General features: G+C 65.6%; 24 protein-coding genes and 1 tRNA gene. 12 read left to right on the top strand and 13 right to left on the bottom strand.

Features of this window, described 5'->3' with window-relative positions:
* Nucleotides 1-50: 50 nt before the first annotated feature.
* Nucleotides 51-1,877: a glutamine--fructose-6-phosphate transaminase (isomerizing) gene (gene glmS, locus NLR35_RS01120; RefSeq protein WP_257164726.1), complete on the bottom strand. Its 1,827-nt coding sequence runs from the start codon at nucleotides 1,875-1,877 to the stop codon at nucleotides 51-53.
* A gap of 230 nt (nucleotides 1,878-2,107) precedes the next feature.
* On the opposite strand from glmS, the gene NLR35_RS01115 reads away from it, so the two are divergent.
* On the top strand, nucleotides 2,108-2,335 hold the full coding sequence (locus NLR35_RS01115; protein WP_257164725.1) for a hypothetical protein: 228 nt from the start codon (nucleotides 2,108-2,110) through the stop codon (nucleotides 2,333-2,335).
* A 9-nt stretch (nucleotides 2,336-2,344) separates the two neighbouring features.
* Here the strand turns inward: NLR35_RS01115 and glmU are convergent, their stop codons facing one another.
* Entirely contained in the window at nucleotides 2,345-3,691 is a 1,347-nt protein-coding gene (gene glmU, locus NLR35_RS01110) for a bifunctional UDP-N-acetylglucosamine diphosphorylase/glucosamine-1-phosphate N-acetyltransferase GlmU (protein ID WP_257164724.1), read from the bottom strand.
* 138 nt (nucleotides 3,692-3,829) lie between these two features.
* On the opposite strand from glmU, the gene NLR35_RS01105 reads away from it, so the two are divergent.
* The gene (locus tag NLR35_RS01105) at nucleotides 3,830-5,062 is read left to right on the top strand and encodes a hypothetical protein (protein ID WP_257164723.1); all 1,233 of its coding nucleotides are present in this window, start codon (nucleotides 3,830-3,832) and stop codon (nucleotides 5,060-5,062) included.
* A gap of 104 nt (nucleotides 5,063-5,166) precedes the next feature.
* Entirely contained in the window at nucleotides 5,167-5,547 is a 381-nt protein-coding gene (locus NLR35_RS01100) for a hypothetical protein (protein WP_257164722.1), read from the top strand.
* Here NLR35_RS01100 and NLR35_RS01095 read toward each other — a convergent pair.
* Nucleotides 5,507-7,087: a beta-(1-6) glucans synthase gene (locus NLR35_RS01095; protein ID WP_257165216.1), complete on the bottom strand. Its 1,581-nt coding sequence runs from the start codon at nucleotides 7,085-7,087 to the stop codon at nucleotides 5,507-5,509. The two genes, NLR35_RS01100 and NLR35_RS01095, sit on opposite strands and share 41 nt — an antisense overlap.
* Before the next feature lie 392 nt (nucleotides 7,088-7,479).
* On the opposite strand from NLR35_RS01095, the gene NLR35_RS01090 reads away from it, so the two are divergent.
* From NLR35_RS01090 to NLR35_RS01065, 6 genes are all read left to right on the top strand, one after another.
* Entirely contained in the window at nucleotides 7,480-8,064 is a 585-nt protein-coding gene (locus NLR35_RS01090; RefSeq protein WP_257164721.1) for a beta-1-3, beta-1-6-glucan biosynthesis protein, read from the top strand.
* 340 nt (nucleotides 8,065-8,404) lie between these two features.
* The gene (locus tag NLR35_RS01085; RefSeq protein WP_257164720.1) at nucleotides 8,405-11,095 is read left to right on the top strand and encodes a glycosyltransferase; all 2,691 of its coding nucleotides are present in this window, start codon (nucleotides 8,405-8,407) and stop codon (nucleotides 11,093-11,095) included.
* Between the two features lie 365 nt (nucleotides 11,096-11,460).
* Nucleotides 11,461-11,536 (top strand) — tRNA-Lys (locus NLR35_RS01080).
* A 127-nt stretch (nucleotides 11,537-11,663) separates the two neighbouring features.
* A complete protein-coding gene (locus NLR35_RS01075) occupies nucleotides 11,664-11,927 on the top strand; it encodes a hypothetical protein (protein WP_257164719.1) in 264 nt (87 codons plus the stop codon).
* 99 nt (nucleotides 11,928-12,026) lie between these two features.
* Nucleotides 12,027-12,509 (top strand): hypothetical protein, encoded by a 483-nt coding sequence (locus NLR35_RS01070; protein ID WP_257164718.1) that lies wholly within the window; start codon nucleotides 12,027-12,029, stop codon nucleotides 12,507-12,509.
* Nucleotides 12,509-13,237 carry an SOS response-associated peptidase gene (locus tag NLR35_RS01065; RefSeq protein WP_257164717.1) on the top strand — a complete coding sequence of 243 codons (729 nt, stop codon included), beginning with the start codon at nucleotides 12,509-12,511 and terminating at the stop codon, nucleotides 13,235-13,237. Before NLR35_RS01070 ends, NLR35_RS01065 begins: the two co-directional genes overlap by 1 nt.
* 131 nt (nucleotides 13,238-13,368) lie before the next feature.
* On the opposite strand, the gene NLR35_RS01060 is transcribed toward NLR35_RS01065, so the two are convergent.
* The 3 genes from NLR35_RS01060 to NLR35_RS01050 all read right to left on the bottom strand — a co-directional run bounded on the left by NLR35_RS01060 (nucleotide 13,369) and on the right by NLR35_RS01050 (nucleotide 14,572).
* Nucleotides 13,369-13,509 (bottom strand): hypothetical protein, encoded by a 141-nt coding sequence (locus tag NLR35_RS01060; RefSeq protein ID WP_257164716.1) that lies wholly within the window; start codon nucleotides 13,507-13,509, stop codon nucleotides 13,369-13,371.
* Nucleotides 13,510-13,679: 170 nt separating this feature from the next.
* The gene (locus NLR35_RS01055; RefSeq protein WP_257164715.1) at nucleotides 13,680-14,216 is read right to left on the bottom strand and encodes an ImmA/IrrE family metallo-endopeptidase; all 537 of its coding nucleotides are present in this window, start codon (nucleotides 14,214-14,216) and stop codon (nucleotides 13,680-13,682) included.
* Nucleotides 14,213-14,572: a helix-turn-helix domain-containing protein gene (locus NLR35_RS01050; RefSeq protein ID WP_257164714.1), complete on the bottom strand. Its 360-nt coding sequence runs from the start codon at nucleotides 14,570-14,572 to the stop codon at nucleotides 14,213-14,215. The genes NLR35_RS01055 and NLR35_RS01050 overlap by 4 nt, the downstream gene beginning before the upstream one ends.
* A 219-nt stretch (nucleotides 14,573-14,791) precedes the next feature.
* Between NLR35_RS01050 and NLR35_RS01045 the strand changes: the two genes are divergently transcribed.
* Both NLR35_RS01045 and NLR35_RS01040 read left to right on the top strand, forming a co-directional pair.
* Nucleotides 14,792-15,019, top strand: coding sequence for a hypothetical protein (locus tag NLR35_RS01045; protein ID WP_257164713.1), 228 nt, complete (start codon nucleotides 14,792-14,794; stop codon nucleotides 15,017-15,019).
* Nucleotides 15,019-15,234 carry a hypothetical protein gene (locus NLR35_RS01040; protein WP_257164712.1) on the top strand — a complete coding sequence of 72 codons (216 nt, stop codon included), beginning with the start codon at nucleotides 15,019-15,021 and terminating at the stop codon, nucleotides 15,232-15,234. The genes NLR35_RS01045 and NLR35_RS01040 overlap by 1 nt, the downstream gene beginning before the upstream one ends.
* Before the next feature lie 4 nt (nucleotides 15,235-15,238).
* On the opposite strand, the gene NLR35_RS01035 is transcribed toward NLR35_RS01040, so the two are convergent.
* Together NLR35_RS01035 and NLR35_RS01030 are read right to left on the bottom strand one after the other, a co-directional pair.
* A complete protein-coding gene (locus NLR35_RS01035; RefSeq protein ID WP_257164711.1) occupies nucleotides 15,239-15,571 on the bottom strand; it encodes a HigA family addiction module antitoxin in 333 nt (110 codons plus the stop codon).
* Nucleotides 15,572-15,602: 31 nt separating this feature from the next.
* Nucleotides 15,603-15,881, bottom strand: a complete 279-nt coding sequence (locus NLR35_RS01030) for a type II toxin-antitoxin system RelE/ParE family toxin (RefSeq protein WP_257164710.1) — start codon at nucleotides 15,879-15,881, stop codon at nucleotides 15,603-15,605.
* Nucleotides 15,882-16,175: 294 nt separating this feature from the next.
* Between NLR35_RS01030 and NLR35_RS01025 the strand changes: the two genes are divergently transcribed.
* Complete coding sequence (locus NLR35_RS01025) at nucleotides 16,176-16,418, top strand: hypothetical protein (protein ID WP_257164709.1); 243 nt, start codon at nucleotides 16,176-16,178, stop codon at nucleotides 16,416-16,418.
* Between the two features lie 156 nt (nucleotides 16,419-16,574).
* Here NLR35_RS01025 and NLR35_RS01020 read toward each other — a convergent pair whose 3' ends face one another.
* From NLR35_RS01020 to NLR35_RS01000, 5 genes are all read right to left on the bottom strand, one after another.
* Nucleotides 16,575-16,889, bottom strand: coding sequence for a hypothetical protein (locus tag NLR35_RS01020; protein ID WP_257164708.1), 315 nt, complete (start codon nucleotides 16,887-16,889; stop codon nucleotides 16,575-16,577).
* A 48-nt stretch (nucleotides 16,890-16,937) separates the two neighbouring features.
* Nucleotides 16,938-17,099, bottom strand: a complete 162-nt coding sequence (locus tag NLR35_RS01015; RefSeq protein WP_257164707.1) for a hypothetical protein — start codon at nucleotides 17,097-17,099, stop codon at nucleotides 16,938-16,940.
* Complete coding sequence (locus NLR35_RS01010; RefSeq protein ID WP_257164706.1) at nucleotides 17,099-17,629, bottom strand: hypothetical protein; 531 nt, start codon at nucleotides 17,627-17,629, stop codon at nucleotides 17,099-17,101. The genes NLR35_RS01015 and NLR35_RS01010 overlap by 1 nt, the downstream gene beginning before the upstream one ends.
* The gene (locus NLR35_RS01005; RefSeq protein WP_257164705.1) at nucleotides 17,629-18,192 is read right to left on the bottom strand and encodes a sterol desaturase family protein; all 564 of its coding nucleotides are present in this window, start codon (nucleotides 18,190-18,192) and stop codon (nucleotides 17,629-17,631) included. Before NLR35_RS01005 ends, NLR35_RS01010 begins: the two co-directional genes overlap by 1 nt.
* A 120-nt stretch (nucleotides 18,193-18,312) precedes the next feature.
* Nucleotides 18,313-18,630 carry a hypothetical protein gene (locus NLR35_RS01000; RefSeq protein WP_257164704.1) on the bottom strand — a complete coding sequence of 106 codons (318 nt, stop codon included), beginning with the start codon at nucleotides 18,628-18,630 and terminating at the stop codon, nucleotides 18,313-18,315.
* Nucleotides 18,631-18,682: the final 52 nt, after the last annotated feature.

The following is an 18,682-nucleotide window of genomic DNA, read 5'->3' as shown; positions in this document are numbered from 1 at the left end:
TTCTCAAAGCGGTGCGAGAGCATCGCCTCGAAACGAGCCGCAAGCGTCGCCTACTCCACCGTCACCGACTTCGCCAGATTGCGCGGCTGGTCGACGTCCGTGCCCATCACCACGGCCGTGTGATAGGCCAACAACTGCACCGGGATCGCATACACGATCGGCGTGAAGGTCGCGGCCATGTCGGGCATGGTGATCGTCACCAGCGACTCCACGGTCGCCTCCTCCGCGCCCTTGGCGTCGGTCATCAGGATGATGTTGCCGCCGCGCGCGGCGACCTCCTGCATGTTCGACACGGTCTTCTCGAACACCTTGTCGTAGGGCGCGATGACGACGACCGGCATCGTCTCGTCGATCAGCGCGATGGGCCCGTGCTTGAGTTCGCCCGCGGCATAGCCCTCGGCGTGGATGTAGGAGATCTCCTTGAGCTTCAGCGCGCCTTCCAGCGCCAGCGGATAGGAGGTGCCGCGGCCGAGATAGAGTACGTCCTTCGACTTGGCGATCTCGCGTGCCAGCTTCTCGATCTGCAGCTCGGTCGTCAGCGCCGCCGCGATCAGGCGCGGCACCTCGACGAGGCCATGCACCAGCTTGGTCTCGTCGGCTTCGGAGATTTCGCCACGACCGCGTCCGGCGGCGATCGCCAGCGCCGCCAGCACCATCAATTGGCAGGTGAACGCCTTGGTCGACGCGACGCCGATCTCGGGACCGGCGAGCGTCGGCATCACGATCTCGCTTTCGCGCGCGATCGTCGAGGTCGGGACGTTGACGACCGAGAGCGTGTGCACGCCCTGCGACTTGGCATAACGCAACGCCGCCAACGTATCGGCGGTCTCACCCGACTGAGAGATGAAGATCGCCAGATCGCCCTTGCGCAGCGGCGCCTCGCGGTAGCGGAACTCGGAGGCGACATCGAGCTCGACCGGCACGCGCGCGAAACGCTCGAACCAGTATTTTGCGACGAAACCGGCATAGCTCGCCGTGCCGCAGGCAGTGATCGAGATGCGCTGGATATCCTTGAAATCGAACGGCAGCCGCGCCGGCAGCGCAACGCGCTCCGTGCCCATGTCGACATAACGCGCGAGCGTATGACCGACGACCTCCGGCTGTTCGTGGATCTCCTTGGCCATGAAATGGCGGTAGTTCGCCTTGTCGACCAGGAACGACGAGGCGCCGGATTTCAGGACCTCGCGCTTCACCACCGCGCCTGAGGCATCGTGGATGATACCGGACTCGCGGGTGATCTCGACCCAGTCGCCATCATCGAGATAGCTGATCGTGTCGGTGAACGGCGCCAGCGCAATGGCGTCCGAGCCCAGGAACATCTCGCCGTCGCCATAGCCCATCGCCAGCGGCGAGCCCTTGCGCGCACCGATGAGCAGATTGCCGTGGCCCTTGAACAGGAAGGCCAGCGCGAACGCGCCCTTCAAGTGCGGCAGCGACGCAGCCACCGCCTGCTGCGGCGTGTGCCCCTTCAGCAGATAGGAATTGACGAGATGGACGACCGTCTCCGTGTCGGTCTCGGAGGCGAACTTCGCGCCCTGCTTTTCGAGCTCGGCACGTAGTTCCCGGAAATTCTCGATGATGCCGTTGTGGACCACCGCAACGTTATCAGTCGCGTGCGGATGCGCGTTGCTCTCGGTCGGCTTGCCGTGCGTCGCCCAGCGCGTGTGTCCGATGCCGGCATGCCCCTTCAACGGCTCCCGCTCGAGCCGCTTCTCGAGGTTCTTGAGCTTGCCCTCGGCGCGGCGCCGGTCGAGGTGATCACCTTCGAGAGTGGCAACACCCGCGGAGTCGTAGCCGCGATACTCCAGACGCTTCAGGGAATCGACGAGATGCTCGGCAACCGGCCCGCGTCCCAGGATCCCGATGATTCCGCACATCAGCGCTAGTCCCCAAATCGTCGAGAGAGATTCAAATCCGTGGCATTGTCTTAACGAAAACCGCGCGCTTTCAGGATTCAATAATTATTGCGGATTGCGACAGGGTTAAGTGGCAGCCTTGACTGCGGCATCGGCCCGCAACTCCGGTTCGATGCGGAGGTCCGGTTCACGGCGGCCTTAACGCCCGGTCAACGCTTTCGCGACGAGACTGTCGCGCCGGAGAGGACGCCATGACTTATACCCGCCGCCCCACAGATCCCAAGGGCACCAGCTCGCTCAGCCTGTCGCACCCGACGTCCGGCAGCCATCTGGCGCACTGGCCGCCGCCGACCCTGGCCCATGAGCTCAAGCCGATGCCGGTCAAGCATCGGAGCAACGAGCCGGTCAAGCACGCCACGCGCCGCGGTTGGCGCCTGACGCGCGCGATGTTTGCCGAGTTCCAGGACGACGAAGGCTGATCGGCCGGCTCACTTCTTCTGACGTTGCTTCGCACTCCGGAAGCGCGCCGCCGCGCCTTCGCGCGTCGTCTGCGGGCTGCGCTCGAGCGCCAGCGCGTCATCCGGCACGTCGCGCGTGATCACGGAACCTGAGCCGATATAGGCGCGCGCACCGATGCTGATCGGCGCCACCAGCGAGGTGTTGGTGCCGATGAACGCGCCTTCCCCGATCGTGGTCTTGTACTTGTTGAAGCCGTCATAGTTGCAGGTGATGGTGCCCGCGCCGATGTTGGCGTTCGCGCCGACATGGGCATCGCCGATGTAGGACAAATGGTTGACCTTGACGCCGGGCTCCAGCACGGCGGCCTTGGCTTCGACGAAATTGCCGATCTTGGCGCCGTCCCCGAGCGACGTGCCCGGCCGCAGCCGCGCGAACGGTCCGAGTAGGCTGTTGCGGCCCAGTTTCGATTGCACGATGTGCGAGAACGAGTGCACGATCGCGCCATCGCCGATCGACACGCCCGGCCCGATCACGACGAACGGCTCGATCGTGACGTCCTTGCCGAACGTCGTATCGGCGGCGAGATAGACGGTCTCCGGAGCGATCAAGGTCACGCCGGCGTCCATGGCCGCCTGTCGCAGCCGTGCCTGCATCACGGCCTCGGCCTGAGCAAGCTGCGCCTTGGTGTTGATGCCGCGCACCTCGTCCTCGGAGGTTTCGATGACGACGGCGTCGAGCCCCTGCTCGCGCGCAATCGCGACGGCATCGACGAGATAGTACTCGCCCTTGCTGTTGGCGTTGCCGATCTTGTCGAGGATCGCCAGCGCGTGCCGGCCGCTCAGCGCCATCACGCCGGCATTGCACATCGTGATCGCGCGCTCCGCCTCCGAGGCGTCAGCCTGCTCGCGAATCGCGATCAGCTTCGCTCCATCCATCAGCAGCCGCCCATAACCGGTCGGATCGGCCGCGCGGAAGCCGAGCACGGCGAGCGCCGCGCCCTGCGCCAGCGGCGCGCGCAGCCGCGCAAAGGTCTCGGCGGTGATCAATGGCGTGTCACCAAACGCGACGAGAAGATCGTCGGCCCCGCGCGCGATCGCTTCGCGCGCCGCCAGCACCGCATGCGCGGTGCCGAGCCGCTCGCGCTGGACGAAGATATTGGCGTCGGGGCGCAGGCGCCTTGCTTCCTTCTCGACCGCGGTATGATCAGGGCCGATCACCACGGCGATGCTGGCGCCATCCCCCTTCGGCGCGGCGGCCAGCACATGGGCCAGCAATGATTCGCCGGCGACGGGATGCAGCACCTTTGGCACGCTCGTACGCATCCGCGTGCCCTCGCCGGCCGCGAGCACAATGGTCAGACTGGATCGAGCGGTCATCAAACACCCTGGGAAAAGCTGAGCGGCACAGGTGGCGCTGTCATAAATCGTTTTCGGCACGCGGCAAACCTGCACCGACTGAAACCCATACGGGTTTTCCTGTTAATGTTCGCTTCGTGATTCGATTAAGGCAGGTTCATGGCTAAGGACTCCCACAAATCAGCCGGCGCGCATGGAGTTGAAAAGACCGGCGGATCGCTACCCGGACTGTTTGCCGACGAAAACGAGCTCGATCGCCGCGCGATGTGGCGGCTGGGCTGGTGGGGAGCCGGCGCCGTCGGTGCCGTCGGGCTGGCCATTTTTGTCAGCCAAGCGGCGCAAGGATGGCGCAAGGACCGGATTTCGGCGGCCGATCTGTCGCGCCAGGCGCAGCTGTTGCAGTCGCTTGCCCGGGACACCCAGGGCGAGGCGCGCCAGCTCGGAGCCGCCATCGAGACCCTCAACACCGATCGCGACCGGCTCTACGCCCGCGTGACCGTGCTCGAGCAGGGCCTCGAATCGGTCACCGGCACACTGGCCAAGCAGAGCGTACAGGCCGGATCGAATCAGACCTCCTCGCAGAAACCCGCGCCACTGCCGCAGATCGCGGCGGTCGATTCGCAGCCGCCCGCGGCGGCCTCGGTGGGCTCCGCCCCGTCGAGTTCCTCGCCGAATTCATTGCCGGCCTTCGCCAATCTGTCGCCGTTCATGCCCGTCCCCGGCGGAGCGGCTGCAACGAATGCCGGGCCGCCTGCGGCCCCCCCGCCTGCTGCGGCGAGCGCGGACAAGCCGAAGCCGGAACCGGCCGTCAAGCCTGCTGACGCCGACAAGCCGGCCAAGGTCGACAGCGGAGACGTTGCAGCCAAGGGCGCTGAGACAGCGGAGGCTGCGGCCACGGCGGTCCAGAAGACCGAGTTCGCGGTCGATCTCGGCGGTGCCAATTCCATCGCCGGCCTGCGGGCGCTGTGGCGCGGCCTGGTCAAGAGCAATGCCGACCTCGCGGCTCTCCGGCCGATCATTATGCTGAAGGAAGGCCGCGGCGGCCCCGGCATGCTGCTGCGGCTTGGCGCCGGCCCGCTGACAGATGCCGCGGCGGCCGCCCGGATCTGCGCGGCCCTGGCCGAGACCCAGCGTCCGTGCGAAACCACCGTCTATGACGGCCAGCGCCTCGCGGTCGGCGAAGAGCCCGAGGCCACCGAGGCAAAGCCGGCCACTCCCGCAGCCGTCCAGAAGCCGGTCCAGCGCCGGCGCGCGCTGCCGCCGCAGGCGCAGCAGCAGCGTCATGGCAAGCGCGAGGAGCCGCCCGCCGCAGCGGCGCCGCCCCCGCCGCCGGCCGAGGCGCCGAAGCCGGAGCAGCCGGCGACGCTGTCGTCGTTCTTCCGCCGCTCCTGACGGCTCCTCTCATCGTGACCGATGCTCTGAGCGGATTGTGAAAGCAGTCCGATCAGATCCATTGCGGCTTGTCCGGCGATCCGTTCCGCAGCATAGTCCCGCGCATGAAAAAGACCCCGTTCCGCCTCTCGCCCTATCAGGTGCAATGGCTCCTGATCGTCGGCTTCGTCACCGTCGGCTACGCCCTCTATCTGCGCTATCTCGCCATCGAACTGTCGAGCGTCGCGCTCGCCTGCGACGCAGGGCTGCAGACGCTCGCCTGCAAGAGCCGCGCGGTCGCGACCACGCTGTTCAAGAATTCGGTATTCGGCGCCACTGCGCTGGTGATCGCGGTGCTGCACGTGATGCGGCCGTCGATCGTGCTGCTGACCGGCGGGCTGATCGCCGCCGGCGTCGGCATCGTGCTCTACAACATCGTGCTGTCGGGCCTGGCGATCGGCCTGCTCATCCTCGGCTTTGCGCGGCCCGCGCCCGCCACAGCGTGAACGCCAAGGCGAGATACATCGCGCAGGTCCACAGCGCCTGCCAATTGTCGCGGCCTTCATTGTAGATCACGTAGACCGACGAGATCGCCAGCAGGCCGGCAAAGCTGGCCTCGGCGATCGGTCGGGGCCCCTGCGCCGGACGATTGCCGAGCAGCATCGCGAACGGCACCACCGCCATGGTCAGGCTCGCGAATGGGAAGTCGCGGTAGCGCGGGTCGAACACGAAGCCCAGCGCCGTCTCGGCCGCGATCAGCACCGTGACGATCAGCACCAGACCCAGCGTGTAGGTGATCTTGAGCTGTTTGCGGCCGTCATTCGGCCCGAGCAGATCGAGGAAGGTCGGCAGCGGCCGCCCGGCCATTGCGGCATTGGCGGCCAGGATCGGCGCCAGCACGCCGGCGGCGAGCAGCGCGCCCCATTGCAGCCAGCCGCCGACGCCGAGGCTCTCATAGAACATCTTGTCGGCGGCCATGCCGAGCAGAACACCGGCCGTCGTGGCGGAGATGCCGACCCCGATCCAGGCCGAGATGTGCGGCGGCCAGGGCCGGCGGCGCACCGTCAGCCAGCCGGCGAGGAACACGACGAACGACAGGATCATGCCGCCGCCCATCTGCAGCTTCCACAAGGGATAGTTGCTGACGGGCTCGCCCGGCGGATATTTCAGCGCGCGCGTGTCGTCGCTGATCAGGCCCCAATAGCCGCCGACGGTGCCCTCGAGCTTGCGCTTCCACGGCTGGTCATAGGCTTCGATCAGATTGACGCGGAAATTCTCGCGCTTGGCGAGCGAGAGGATCTCCGACACCACGCGCGCCTGGTTGGCGCGCGACGGCAGCGCGCCCTCGCGCATGCGGCCCTCGCTCGGCCAGCCGGTCTCTCCGATCAGGATCTCCTTGCCGGGGAAGGCCGCGCCGACCTGCTGGCGGATGGTGTCGACATGGGAGGCGGCGAATTTCGCGCGCACCGGCATGTCCTCCCAATACGGCAGAATATGAACCGTGACGAAGTCGACGATGTCGTAGAGTTCGCGGTTGCGCAGCCAGAACTCCCAGACGTCGGCATAGGTGACGGGGACCTGGACCTGCGCCTTGACGCTGCGGATGGTGGCGGCGAGATCGGCGGTGGTCATCTCACCGCGCAGCAGCACCTCGTTGCCGACCACGACCGCGGTGATCACGTTCGGATAGCGCTTGATCAGGTCGACGGCGATGCCGATCTGCTGCTGGTTCTTCAGCTTGTTGGAGCCGAGCCAGATCCCCTGGATGACCTTGATGCCGACCCGCGAGGCGATCGCCGGCACCTGGTCGAGGCCGTTCTCGATCGAATAGGTGCGCACGCACTCGCTGATCTTGGCGAGTTGCACCAGATCCTGCTCGATCTGCTCGGCCTCGATATGCGTGGTCGGATCCAGCGGGCTCTGCTGTCCCCGGAACGGCGCATAGGACACGCATTGCACCTTCGAATCGAGTTCGATGGGCGCGCGCGCGAGCGTGATGGGCTTGGCCAGCCACCACCACGCAGCGGCGATGACACCCAAGGAAATGAGCAGAAGCGCCAGCGGCGTACGAAGGGATTTCAGTTCCGTGTCTCCAGGCAGGTGGTGTCGATTACCCGGTCGGCGGCGATCTGCCAAGTAGGCGATCTCCGGAGCCCGCCGCGGCGCGGCGCCCTTCGTCACATCCGTCCTTTACGATGACGCGAGAAAGTTCGGGCGTTGCTGGACAAAATCCGAGATTCCAGTCATTGGGAATCTCCGGTTGACCTGCCCGTCGCACCCGCGGTTTCAAGGTGCCGTTCATGCGCCCGTTGGGAACGCCATTTTAGGAACGGCATGCGACGGTCGGAATCAATCTCCCGCCGCAATCGGGGCCGATTTGATCGGCATCAACACTGCGTCCGCCAGGGGACGGCATGAAGGCAACATTCGGGGAATTTATGGGTCGACGCGTGCTCCAGTCCAAGTTTACGGTTTCCCGCCTTGTCGCGTCTGTGGGCCTCTCTTTGGGCCTTGCGGTCCTCGCCGGCGTCCCCGGCGCCTTCGCCCAGAGCGGCAACGACCACCCCCAGGACCAAAAGCCGCAGGCCTCGAGCCCGGCGGACCTCAAGGAAAACCAGCGCAAGGCGGATGAATTCAACGAGGCCGCCCAGGCGCTGAGCGGCGGCCCGGCCGGCAATCCGGAATGCGTCTGGCTCGGCCGGCGCGTGGTGCAGCTGATGTACCGCGACGACCTCGATACCGCGTTCCGCCACCTCGACCTCTATGACCGGTTCGGCTGCCCGGGCGGCCACATCCAGGCCTCGTTCCGCTGCCTGACCCGCTTCGTCGGCCAGATCGACGACAAGGTGCCGAACTCGCTGAACAACCACGTCCACACCTGCTGGATCAATCCGGACGCCAAGCCGCAGGTCGCCGCCGCGCCGGCCCCCGCTGCCACGCCGGCCCCGGCCGGATCGGCGCCGGCAGCCGCCCAGCCCGCCGCGCCGCAGGCCTCGCCCTCGCCGCAGCCGGCCAAGCAGTAGCGCGTCCCTGGCGCGACGCCCTGCCCGGCCACGGTGCCGGCAGGGCAGCTCCATGCCGATTGCAGCACCGCCGCTGTTGTCTAATTGCGCTGCAGCGCTATCGTGTCGCAGGGGATCGGTTCCGATCGGGCCGGCGGTTCAGCCCTCGTTCAGTGATGAACCGGCCTTAATGTGACCACCGGCGCGGCCAATGACGGACCTGCCGGTGCAGAATCGAAGCCACGCTTCGCCTGACGTGCCTGGGCAGCACGCAGCGGAGCGTCCCGCCGGAGCGCCGCGCATCGTCCGCGTTGATCCGCTGCTCCTCACTCGTCTTCAGCCCGCCATGGTGTCCTGACCGATGCGCTTGACCGCAGCCGTCATCCTGTTCGTCGCCGCCGCGCATGCCGCGCTGTGGGGCCTCCTGCAAACCAAGCAGAGCGCGCCCGATTTCACCGGCATGCTGCCGAGCGTCTCCTACGATCCGCACGAAGGCACCGCCCATCCCGACGTCGACACCGTCGCCTCGCCGGAACGCATCCGGGCCGACATGAAGAAGCTCGCGACCATGACGCGCGCGATCCGGCTCTATTCGTCCACCGGCGGCCTCGAGCAGGTGCCGCCGCTGGCGGCCGAGGCCGGACTGAAGGTCACGCTCGGCGTCTGGCTCGACAAGGACGCGATCCGCAACGAGAACGAGGTCGCGACCGCGATCAAGCTCGCCCGCCGCAACAGCAACGTCATCGGCATCGTCGTCGGCAACGAGACGCTGTACCGCGGCGAGCTCAAGCCGGACGAACTGATCGACTACATCAAGCGGGTCAAGAAGTCGGTCACCGTTCCGGTCACGACCGGCGAGATCTGGAATCTGTGGCGCGACTATCCGCAGCTCACCTCCAACGTCGACTACATCGCCGCGCACGTGCTGCCGTACTGGGAGTACTTCAACAGCACCCAGGCCGTCGACCAGGCCGTCGACCGCTACCAGCTGCTGCGCGAAAAATTCCCCGGCAAGCGGATCGTGATCGCGGAATTCGGCTGGCCCAGCCAGGGCTACAATCGCGGCATCTCCGATCCCGGCCCGTTCCAGCAGGCCTGGGTGCTGCGCAACTTCGTCGCCCGCGCCGAAGCCATCGGCATGGACTACAACATCGTCGAGAGCATCGACGTGCCCTGGAAATATTTCGAGGGCGGCGTCGGTCCCTATTGGGGCCTGCTCACCGCCGCGCGCGAGGCCAAGTTCTCGTGGACCGGCCCGATCGTGAACCCGGACTACTGGAAGCTCGCGGGCATCGCGCTGCTGGTCGGCGTTCTGCTGTCCCTGCCGATCGTGCGGCTGCGCCAGCCGACGGTGCTGCAGGCGATGGTGCTCGCGATCACGGCGCATGGCGTCGGCGCGTGGGTCTCCAACGTCTTCGCCTATTGGAACGTGCATTATTTCGTCTGGGGTTCGGCCTTCGCGCTGACACTCGGCCTGACCCTGCTCGTGCCCCTGATCCTGATCGCGATGGCCCGCATCGAGGAGATCGCCGCGATCGCCTTCGGCCGCGAGCCGCGCCGGCTGCTCACCCGCGACAGGGTCGCGCGCGAGCGTGCCGCGATGCCGCAAGGCTATTGCCCGAAGGTCTCGATCCACGTGCCCGCCTATTTCGAGCCGGTCGAGATGATGAAGCAGACGCTGGATGCGCTGGCGCGGCTCGACTACCCGAACTACGAGGTCGTCTGCATCATCAACAACACGCCCGATCCGGCGTTCTGGCAGCCGATCCAGGATCACTGCCGCATGCTCGGCGAGCGCTTCAAGTTCATCAACGCCGAGAAGGTCAAGGGCTTCAAGGCCGGCGCGCTGCGCATCGCCATGGAGCGCACCGCCGCCGACGCCGAGATCATCGGCATCATCGACGCCGACTATGTCGTGACGCCGGACTGGCTCTCCGACCTCGTGCCGGCCTTCGCCGACCCCGCCGTGGGCCTGGTGCAGGCGCCGCAGGAGCATCGCGACGAGGATTTGTCGCTGATGCACTACATCATGAACGGCGAATATGCCGGCTTCTTCGACATCGGCATGGTCCAGCGCAACGAGGAGAACGCGATCATCGTGCACGGCACGATGTGCCTGATCCGCCGCGCCGCGATGGACATGGCCGGCGGCTGGTCGAGCGACACGATCTGCGAGGACACCGATCTCGGCCTCGCCATCCAGGAGCTCGGCTGGAAGACCCACTACACCGCGACCCGCTACGGCTCGGGCCTGCTGCCGGACACCTACGAGGCGTTCAAGAAGCAGCGCCATCGCTGGGCCTATGGCGGCTTCCAGATCGTCAAGAAGCACTGGCAGCGCTTCCTGCCCGGCCGCAGCCGGCTGACGGCGGACCAGAAGCGCGAATTCTCGCTCGGTTGGCTCAACTGGCTCGGTGCCGAGAGCCTCGGCGTGGTCGTGGCGATCCTGAACCTGATCTGGGTTCCGATCGTGGCCTTCGCCGGCATCGCCATCCCCGACAGGATCCTGACCATCCCGATCATCGCCGCCTTCGTGGTCTCGCTCGCCCACTTCCTGATCCTCTACCGCCTGCGCGTCGCGGTGAGGCCCTGGCAGATGCTGGGCGCGATGATCGCGGCGATGTCGGTGCAATGGACGGTCAGCCGCGCCGTGGCGCAGGGCCTGATCACCGAGCACCTCGCCTTTGCCAGAACGTCCAAGGGCGGCCTGTCGCGGATGTCGATCGAGTTCCAGGCGTTCTGGGAGGCCGTCATCGGCGCCCTGCTCCTGATCGGCGCCGCCATCCTGATCACGACCAATTATCAGGCGATCACCGAGCTCTACATCTTCGCCGCCGTCCTGATCCTGGAGAGCCTGCCGTTCCTCTCAGCGGTGGCCATCGCCGTCCTGGAGATGTCCCGCATCAACTCCTTCGACTTCTGGCGCCACGCCAAGGTCCGCACCGCCGAACTGATCGGCCTGCGACCGGTCTGGGTGCCGGAACTGGCCGGCCCAGGAATGCAGCCCGCGCCGCTGAGCGCCGCGGCGACGAAGGTGGTGGAGAAGGTGTGAGGACGGCGGAGGGCGGCAGTTGCGCGCGCCTATCCCCACCAACACCGTCATGGCCGGGTTCCAACCCTCGTGGTGAGGAGCGCCGTCCCTCGACGGCGCGTCTCGAACCACGAGGCCCCCGCCGCCGCGACATACTCCCGTCCACCCCACCCACGCCCCCTGTGGTTTCACCCGCCCGCCCTATTGACCGGAACGGACCCACCCCCTACACAGCCCGCACGACAGCATGCGGCCCACGGGCCAGGGGGGTCGCCCCCATTCCCGCAGCCCGCAGTGAACCACAGCCACGCCGCAAGCGTTCTGATGTTATCCTGTCGACGATCCGGACAGTGACGGTCCAGCCGTCACACCGCTTCCTTGGGAGCGAGCGCGTAGCTCAGCCGGTAGAGCACGTGACTTTTAATCATGGGGTCCCGGGTTCGAGTCCCGGCGCGCTCACCACTTCCCCCTTGATATTACGCTCCTTTCAACGCGCAGCGGCGGTGACGCCGCTGCCAGGGTTGACAATGTAAGCGCTCGGGTTGGCAAACTCTGTTCAAGCTTCGTTCGGCGGACTATCACCCCTGCCATGAAATTCGTCTCCCCCAGCCGCTACGCCGATCCCGAGCTAGCCGCCCGCGAGCTCGTCCGGATCGCCGCCGGCATCGAGCCGGTCTACGACAACCGCATCTACATCGAGAAGATCAACTGGCCGATGCTGACGGAGCTGAAGGCGGCGCCGGCCGAGTACAAGGCCGGCCTCGACCTGGCGGTCGCGCGCGGCTGGCTGTGGCTGCACGAGAGCGGAACCTATGTCCGGCTGACCGAGGCCGGCAAGGCGATCCTCGCTTGACCTAGTCCGCGTGCCCGGGCCGCGCTTGCGGTGCGCCGCGCCGGCAGGCCCTACCCCTAGCGGCTTCCCTTGGGGGCCGTTCTCGGGAATCAATGGGGCATGTCCCCGCGCGTCATCCAGATCCCGCTGTCCGGCGGCGACCGCAAGGCGCAGGCCAAGGGCTTGCGCCAGGCCCGCGGTCTGCACGACAGCTATTTTGCGCAGTCGCAAGCCGTCCGCAGCGCGGCCGAGGAGAAACTGCGCGAGGCCGACCGGCTGGAATGCGAGGCCTGGAACGCGATCATGTGGGCGGGCGGCCCGGCGATGCCGGCGCCGGGCGAACCGCAAGCCAATCCGACCCTCGCCATGGCGCTCAATGCCGGCTTCGATCTGCTTGAGGCCAAGTGCAACCGCTGCCGGCGGATTTCGCTGGTCGGCTTGCGCGCCCTCAACAGGCCGCCGGCGACACCGATCTGGAAACTCGAATCGGCGCTGTATTGCGAGCCGTGCAGCGAAACCCGCAAATGGGGCCGCCAGCGGGCGCATATCCTCCGGCTGACCTGCGCCGCGCCGGATCCCGAGCCCCGGGCCCGGACGCGCTGATGTGCAACCTCTATTCCATGACCCGCAACGTCGACGCGATCCGCCGCCTGTTCGGCATCGCGCCCGACCACGACCACACCGGCAACCTGCCTTCCCTGCCCGGCATCTTTCCCGACACGTTAGCCCCGATCGTGCGCAACGGCGCCGACGGCCGCGAGCTCGTCATGGCGCGCTGGGGCATGCCGTCGTCGCAGAAGGCGCAGATGGACGCCGCAAAACGCCGCGCGCAGAAGCTCGAGGAGAAAGGCAAGGCGGTCGACTTCAAGGAGCTGCTGCGCCTCGAGCCCGACAGCGGCACCACCAACATCCGCAACGTCGGCAGCGCCCATTGGAAGCGCTGGCTGGCGCCAGCGAACCGCTGCCTGGTGCCGTTCACCTCGTTCAGCGAATACGACACGGTCGACGGCAAGAAGGTGCCGGTCTGGTTCGCTGCTGACGACAGCCGCCCCTTGCTCTGCTTCGCCGGCCTCTGGACCACCTGGACCAGCGTGCGCAAGATCAAGGAGGGCGAGGTCACCTGCGACCTCTATGGCTTTCTTACTACTGAGCCAAACGCCGTCGTCGCAACCATCCATCCGAAAGCGATGCCGGTCGTCCTGAACACGGCTGAGGAGCACGATGTCTGGCTGCGCGCGCCTTGGGACGAAGCCAAGGCGCTGCAACGCCCGTTGCCTGGCGAGGCGCTTAAGATCGTCGCGCAAGGGGCGCTGAAAGACCCCTCCTCATGAGTGAATTCGGAGAGCCACGCCCCTTCTGGGAATCCGGACGCCGTCATGCGCCCGTCAGCAGAATCTCACCTACGTTCCCCGCGACCGGCCAGCCGCGGGGAACCACTTGGTAAACCTGGCATTAACACCAGTTAGCTAGATTTGCCGTTGAGGTAGATCGGCCACGCCTTCAGCCCATAGTCGTGGGCGTCGAGAACGGTGCCGTTAGGCAGCTTGCGATAACGTCGAAAGATCACGTTGCGCGGCTGCTTAGGGTGCGTATATTTTGCCATGTGGAGCGTCTTCCTTTCTCCGGCGGGTGTTGCGACGTCGAGGAAAGGCGAGTAAAGCTCAGGTTGCCAAGACCAAGCTGCCAATCCAATTGTCGATCGTGACCTTCGAACCGCGCCGGCAATTCGAAGACAAAAAAGGCCATCCCGCCCTGCCAAGCGAGATGGCCTTTTCATATGGAAATGCCAATCTTCAGCGTTTTGATCCGAGCCTTTGCGGCTTCCCGGCTCACACCGAAACGAGTTGTTATTTCGTCGATCGTCCGAGCATGCCACACCAAGTGTCGGGGCATGAGCAATGCGCCAGCAAATCGGTTTGCCTGCCACTCCGGGTCGCAGTAAGTCAGGATCTTTGCGCCCGGGATCGGCACTCGATTGAGTGTCCCTACGTGCATTAGCGCGTGACCAGCCTCATGCGCCACCGTGAAGCGATGCCTGGGCTCGTGCCGTACGGCACCTTCATACACGTCCTCGCGAATCATGAACGCGCCAGTAAGAGGATTTACAGCCCCCATCCGCGCGCCCAGAAGATCCCCTTCGACGATATCGAATTCTATTCCGGGCTGCATATGCTGCAGGCCAAGCTCGACGAAGGGGACGACCGGAAAGAAGTCTTGATGAGTTAGATTGAAGGCTTGGCGGACCGCGTCCGCCAAGCTTTCGATGTTGTCACCGGATCGTGCCGGAGCTTGATAGTAGATATCGCTCATAGGAACTTCTTCTTAAGAAGTTGGTGAAGCTCGTCCCGCTTCTCGCGGGGCAATTCGCCAAAACGAGCCAAAAGTGCTGCCGCTTCGCGATCCCCATCGGAGAAATCCGGCCGCACGGTGATCTTGAACTCCCGTTGAGACGTGGCTGCAGCTTGATGCAGCTTGTTCGCCTCGTCGCTCGCGAGCTGTGCCCAGCCCGCGATCTTCTCAACAAGTCCTGCCGGAATCGATTTCCGGCCGGTCTCAACACCTGACAAGAACGAGGTGGCCACTCCGATTCCCTGCGCCATGTCCTTGAGAAGCCATCCCCGATCGATTCGCAGCTTGCGCAGCGCTTTTCCGAACGGGTTAAGCATTGAATGCGCTCCAAGTTTTCATATTAGTGTCCTCTCACGAGGTGTCCCAGGTTAACCTCGCAAGGTGAATCTAGTGCACCGCGGCTCCGATTGCAAGGGCACCTAGTTTCCGGCCGGACCGGGCGGACTAGCTCCGCCAAGCGGCGGGGCTGATGCGCCCAAGATCCTCGAGCCGTCAGCGGGTACGGAACCCAAGCGCGTCAGCGGAATCGATCCTTTATGACGACCTGTCTGCGTTGCGACGACACCGGCTTCGTCTGCGAAGCCCACACCAGCCTGCCCTGGAGCGGCCCGCGCGGGTGCCGCTGCGGAGCGGCCGGCGATCCCTGCCCGATCTGCAACCGCGCACTGATCGAGGCCGAGACGCCGGCGATCGATCCGGCCGAGCTTGAGGACGTCGAGGACGCGCTGGCCGAGCTTGCCGCGCGCCATCGGCGGAGGCACTGATGGCGCGCAAGCCGCTCGAACTGCCGACCGCCATCGCGCAGGCTTTCATGGCTGATCTCGAGGCTTACAAGGCGGCCGGCCCGGGATTGCCGAAAGACGAGATCGCAGCGCGCCAGTGTCGGGCCCTGCGCGAATATCTGCGTCCCTCCGACGGACGCCTGACGATGGTCGACGTCCGCAAGCTGATGGACGCCATGGCCGAAGACCTGGAGTAGCGGCTCAATCCGACTGGCCGTTGGCCGCGCCACGCGACGCCGGCTTGATCTTCGCAAGATCGTCCTTCAGCCTGGCGCGCGCGTTCCAGAGATCGACATCGGCCTGCAGCCCCATCCAGATCTCGGGACCATTGTCGAAGAACTTGCCGAGCCGCAGCGCCATATCGGGAGAGACGGCCGACTTTTCGGCGACGATATTGCCGAGCGCCATCCGCGTCACCCCGATCAGAGGCGCTGCCGCATAGACCGACAGGCCGAGCGCCTCGAGCTCGCGCTTGACGATCGCGCCCGGATGCGTCGGCGGCCGCCGACGCGGCCCTGCCTTGTGCTCGGTCATCGGTTCTCCGCAAGGGGCGCGCTGGCCCCCCTCAATGATATTGCTCGAAGTCAACACGGTAGGCGTCTCCTTTATCCCACTCGAAGGTGATCCGCCAAGCGCCGCTGATCCAGATCGAGTAGCGCAGCGGCTTGAACTGCTTCAGCTGATGCAGCCGCAGGCTCGGCAGGTTCAGCGCCCGCAGGTCGGGAGCGCGGTTGAGAATGTCCAGGGCCTCGATGCAGCGGCCGTGAAACTTGGCGTCGATCCGGGCAGTCCTGCCGCCCTCGAATAGCTCTTTCAGCCCGGTGTGTCGATATGTCTTGATCATGCAATTAGTATAGTCTCACTATACTAAACGTCAAGTGACGATTTACGTCTGAAATGAAAAAATCCCTGCTCTTTTCGTAAAGTATTGCTTTACTAACGTAAAGCGTCGGTTTACTATGTCTGCATAGAGTGAAGTCCACCGGCGACCCACCTAGGCCGCGTCGGAATTGCCCTTCGAAACAAAGGGGCCGACGCGGGGGAACGTCAGAGGGTTTCCGGCAAGGGAGTTTCCCTTCGCTGCCTCCACCGGTCCGGTGGGCTTCACTCACTCCGTTTCCATGACGAGCAAAACCCCATGACCAGGCCGATCGATTGCGCATTCCCTCCCGTTCCCCGCTTCAAGGACACCAAGATCCTCTGGGAAGGCCCGTGCGCCTATGTTTTGCACCAGGGCGAGTGCTACGAAGTGATCGTGTTCTCGACCAATTGCGTCACGCACAAGCCGGCCGGGATGACGGATTGCGCCGAGATGGCCGAGCGCATCTGCCGCGGCCTGAATGCCCATCCCCGGCAAACGCGCGAAGCTTACGGGCTTTAACAAAAAGCCCGGCGCGCGGAGGCATCCGCGCGGCCGGGCCAGGTCCTGAGCAACTTGGGTCTTTGTGAGAGGCTGGGGGCCTCTACCCTTGAGGCCTGCGCAAATTTGCGCAGGCGATGGATGGCCGGGTCGAGCCCGGCCATGACGAGATTGGCGTCACACGACCGGCTTGAAGTAACTGGCGACCGCCGAGATCGAAGCCGTCTTCAGCGGGATTTCAGCGGCATTGCTGCCGTCCGACTTCAGCGCGACGTCGGTCCAGCTGACATAACCGCTGCAGCTGACGGCGACGTAATGGTCTTCCGGGACGGTATCGGACAGCAGGTCGATCACGGCCGATGCGTTGGCGAGGATGGCCTGCTTGTCGCGCGCGTGAATCGGCTGGCTCACGATCATCTCGTCGACCTTTGCCGCCACCGCCGTCTTTGCGTCAGATTTGGTCGAGGCAGACACGTTGAATGAATAGCTCACGATGATCTCCAGTTCGATGGGAATGCCGGGCAGCCGGCCGGCGCGGGTTCACTCGTCGTCGCGGATCAGCGGCTTGACGCGTCCGCCGTTCCAGCCTTCCAGGCGTCCGCGCGCGACGTCGTGATCGCGCATCCGGCCAAGCGCAGCCTCACGCTCCTCGCGCTGACGGCGCTCGATCTCTTCGCGCGACGGTTTCGGGGGCTTGCGCATCACACCCCTCCCGGCTGCACGTAGCAGAAGACATAGCGATTGCGGCTAAGGAAGATGATGCCGTGGCCGGTGGGATTGCCGGCGTCCCATTTCAGCTTGTACGGCGGAATCTCGATCACGGTGCCGATGTCGATATGCGGGCGGCCGCGCGGGCCGTCCGGGCGGTCGTCGCTGATGGTGCAGACGGCCTTGCCGCCGTGCAGCCGGTAGTCGTCGCAGAAATAGGCGTCGGCCACGCCGCAGCAGCTCGCCGTCGGCACGTCCGGCTGCATCAGGCTCTCGTACCAGGCGCGCAGGTCCGGATCCTGGCCGCCCCATTGGCCGAGGTCGCGGGCGAAGGCAGGCCTGGCGGCGCCGAACAGCACCGCGGCGACCATCAGCGCGAACAGGCCACCCACCACCAGCAGCACGCGGATGATCCGCTGGCGCATCACGCCACGGCCGTCGCGCGGCGGTCCCCAGCCGAACAGGCCGACCATGATGACGCACAGCGCCACGGTGGCGATGAGAACGGCGATCGCGGACAGCATCACGCCCTCCCGCCGGACTGCGGCGCGGCGCGCCAGGTGCCGAACAGATAGTCCCAGAGCGGCAAGGTGATGCCGAAATTGCAGCCGGGATCGTGGTGGTGCGCGAGGTGCCACAGCGCGTAGCGGCGGACCGCGGAGGGGAAGCGATTCAGGTCGGCGTGGTGCAGGACGTGGTGCCAGACCAGGAACCAGCAATAGCCGATGATGAAGCCGACGAAGGGCGCGACCGACAGCACCATCCACGCGCCCGCGAAGATCGGCGGCGTGTACCAGATCGGAAACACGACATATTCGGCCGGATGGGTGTGATGCCGCTCGTGCGAGCCGTGATAGAGCAGCCCGTGGAGCGGCAGCCGGTGCATCCAATATTCGAGCAGCGTGAAGCCGAGGAAGCCGGCGGCCGCAAGGCCCGCCCAGCGCCAGCCGAGCGCGTCGCAATCCCTCACGACCAGGCCGATCGCGAGCAGCGGATAGAGGATGAAGTCCAGCCAGAACAGCCAGTTCGGCCGCGCAAAGGCGCCGCCGCGCAGCGCCAGCCGCGCGGCATTCGAGAGCCACGTCATGGGAGATGTCCTTTGATGAAGATTGAAGGTCGTCATGCCCGGGCTTGACCCGGGCATCCATCGCCCTTGCGGAAAGGATGGATCGCCGGGTCAAGCCCGGCGATGACGAAGGAAGGCTACTTACTGGCGCAGAACGGGACCGCGCTCGAGCTGACGCACACGCGCTTCGTGGTCGGCGAGGCCCTGCTGCTGCACCGTCAGCTGCATGCGCAGAGCCTCGATCTTGGCGGACTGCTCGATCTGCGCGATCCGCATCTGGTCGAGCTTGTCGGCGATCTGGTCCATCGACGAGATCGCGCGATTGCCGATCGAGAACCCGATCGGCAACAGCACCGTGGTCGCCACGATCATGCTGGCGCGCGACCACGCCTTGAGCAGCACGCTGTCAACCAGCTTCTCGCTGACGGTCTTGTCAGTGCCTTTGTCCGATTGGCTCACCTGTCATTCCCACCTGTTGGCGCACCCATCGGGCGCGCTTTTGCCTCCGATG

The sequence above is a fragment of the Bradyrhizobium sp. SRS-191 genome (assembly GCF_024586915.1).
Classification (GTDB): Bacteria; Pseudomonadota; Alphaproteobacteria; order Rhizobiales; family Xanthobacteraceae; genus Bradyrhizobium.
Note: the sequence above shows the minus strand (reverse complement) of the source record. Positions and strands in the feature narration are given on the sequence as shown.

Coding starts and splice junctions, on each gene's coding strand:
- glmS (WP_257164726.1), bottom strand. CDS start 1,877: ATGTGCGGAATCATCGGGATCCTGGGACGCGGGCCGGTTGCCGAGCAT.
- NLR35_RS01115 (WP_257164725.1), top strand. CDS start 2,108: ATGACTTATACCCGCCGCCCCACAGATCCCAAGGGCACCAGCTCGCTC.
- glmU (WP_257164724.1), bottom strand. CDS start 3,691: ATGACCGCTCGATCCAGTCTGACCATTGTGCTCGCGGCCGGCGAGGGC.
- NLR35_RS01105 (WP_257164723.1), top strand. CDS start 3,830: ATGGCTAAGGACTCCCACAAATCAGCCGGCGCGCATGGAGTTGAAAAG.
- NLR35_RS01100 (WP_257164722.1), top strand. CDS start 5,167: ATGAAAAAGACCCCGTTCCGCCTCTCGCCCTATCAGGTGCAATGGCTC.
- NLR35_RS01090 (WP_257164721.1), top strand. CDS start 7,480: ATGGGTCGACGCGTGCTCCAGTCCAAGTTTACGGTTTCCCGCCTTGTC.
- NLR35_RS01085 (WP_257164720.1), top strand. CDS start 8,405: ATGCGCTTGACCGCAGCCGTCATCCTGTTCGTCGCCGCCGCGCATGCC.
- NLR35_RS01075 (WP_257164719.1), top strand. CDS start 11,664: ATGAAATTCGTCTCCCCCAGCCGCTACGCCGATCCCGAGCTAGCCGCC.
- NLR35_RS01070 (WP_257164718.1), top strand. CDS start 12,027: ATGTCCCCGCGCGTCATCCAGATCCCGCTGTCCGGCGGCGACCGCAAG.
- NLR35_RS01065 (WP_257164717.1), top strand. CDS start 12,509: ATGTGCAACCTCTATTCCATGACCCGCAACGTCGACGCGATCCGCCGC.
- NLR35_RS01060 (WP_257164716.1), bottom strand. CDS start 13,509: ATGGCAAAATATACGCACCCTAAGCAGCCGCGCAACGTGATCTTTCGA.
- NLR35_RS01055 (WP_257164715.1), bottom strand. CDS start 14,216: ATGAGCGATATCTACTATCAAGCTCCGGCACGATCCGGTGACAACATC.
- NLR35_RS01050 (WP_257164714.1), bottom strand. CDS start 14,572: ATGCTTAACCCGTTCGGAAAAGCGCTGCGCAAGCTGCGAATCGATCGG.
- NLR35_RS01045 (WP_257164713.1), top strand. CDS start 14,792: ATGACGACCTGTCTGCGTTGCGACGACACCGGCTTCGTCTGCGAAGCC.
- NLR35_RS01040 (WP_257164712.1), top strand. CDS start 15,019: ATGGCGCGCAAGCCGCTCGAACTGCCGACCGCCATCGCGCAGGCTTTC.
- NLR35_RS01035 (WP_257164711.1), bottom strand. CDS start 15,571: ATGACCGAGCACAAGGCAGGGCCGCGTCGGCGGCCGCCGACGCATCCG.
- NLR35_RS01030 (WP_257164710.1), bottom strand. CDS start 15,881: ATGATCAAGACATATCGACACACCGGGCTGAAAGAGCTATTCGAGGGC.
- NLR35_RS01025 (WP_257164709.1), top strand. CDS start 16,176: ATGACCAGGCCGATCGATTGCGCATTCCCTCCCGTTCCCCGCTTCAAG.
- NLR35_RS01015 (WP_257164707.1), bottom strand. CDS start 17,099: ATGCGCAAGCCCCCGAAACCGTCGCGCGAAGAGATCGAGCGCCGTCAG.
- NLR35_RS01010 (WP_257164706.1), bottom strand. CDS start 17,629: ATGCTGTCCGCGATCGCCGTTCTCATCGCCACCGTGGCGCTGTGCGTC.
- NLR35_RS01005 (WP_257164705.1), bottom strand. CDS start 18,192: ATGACGTGGCTCTCGAATGCCGCGCGGCTGGCGCTGCGCGGCGGCGCC.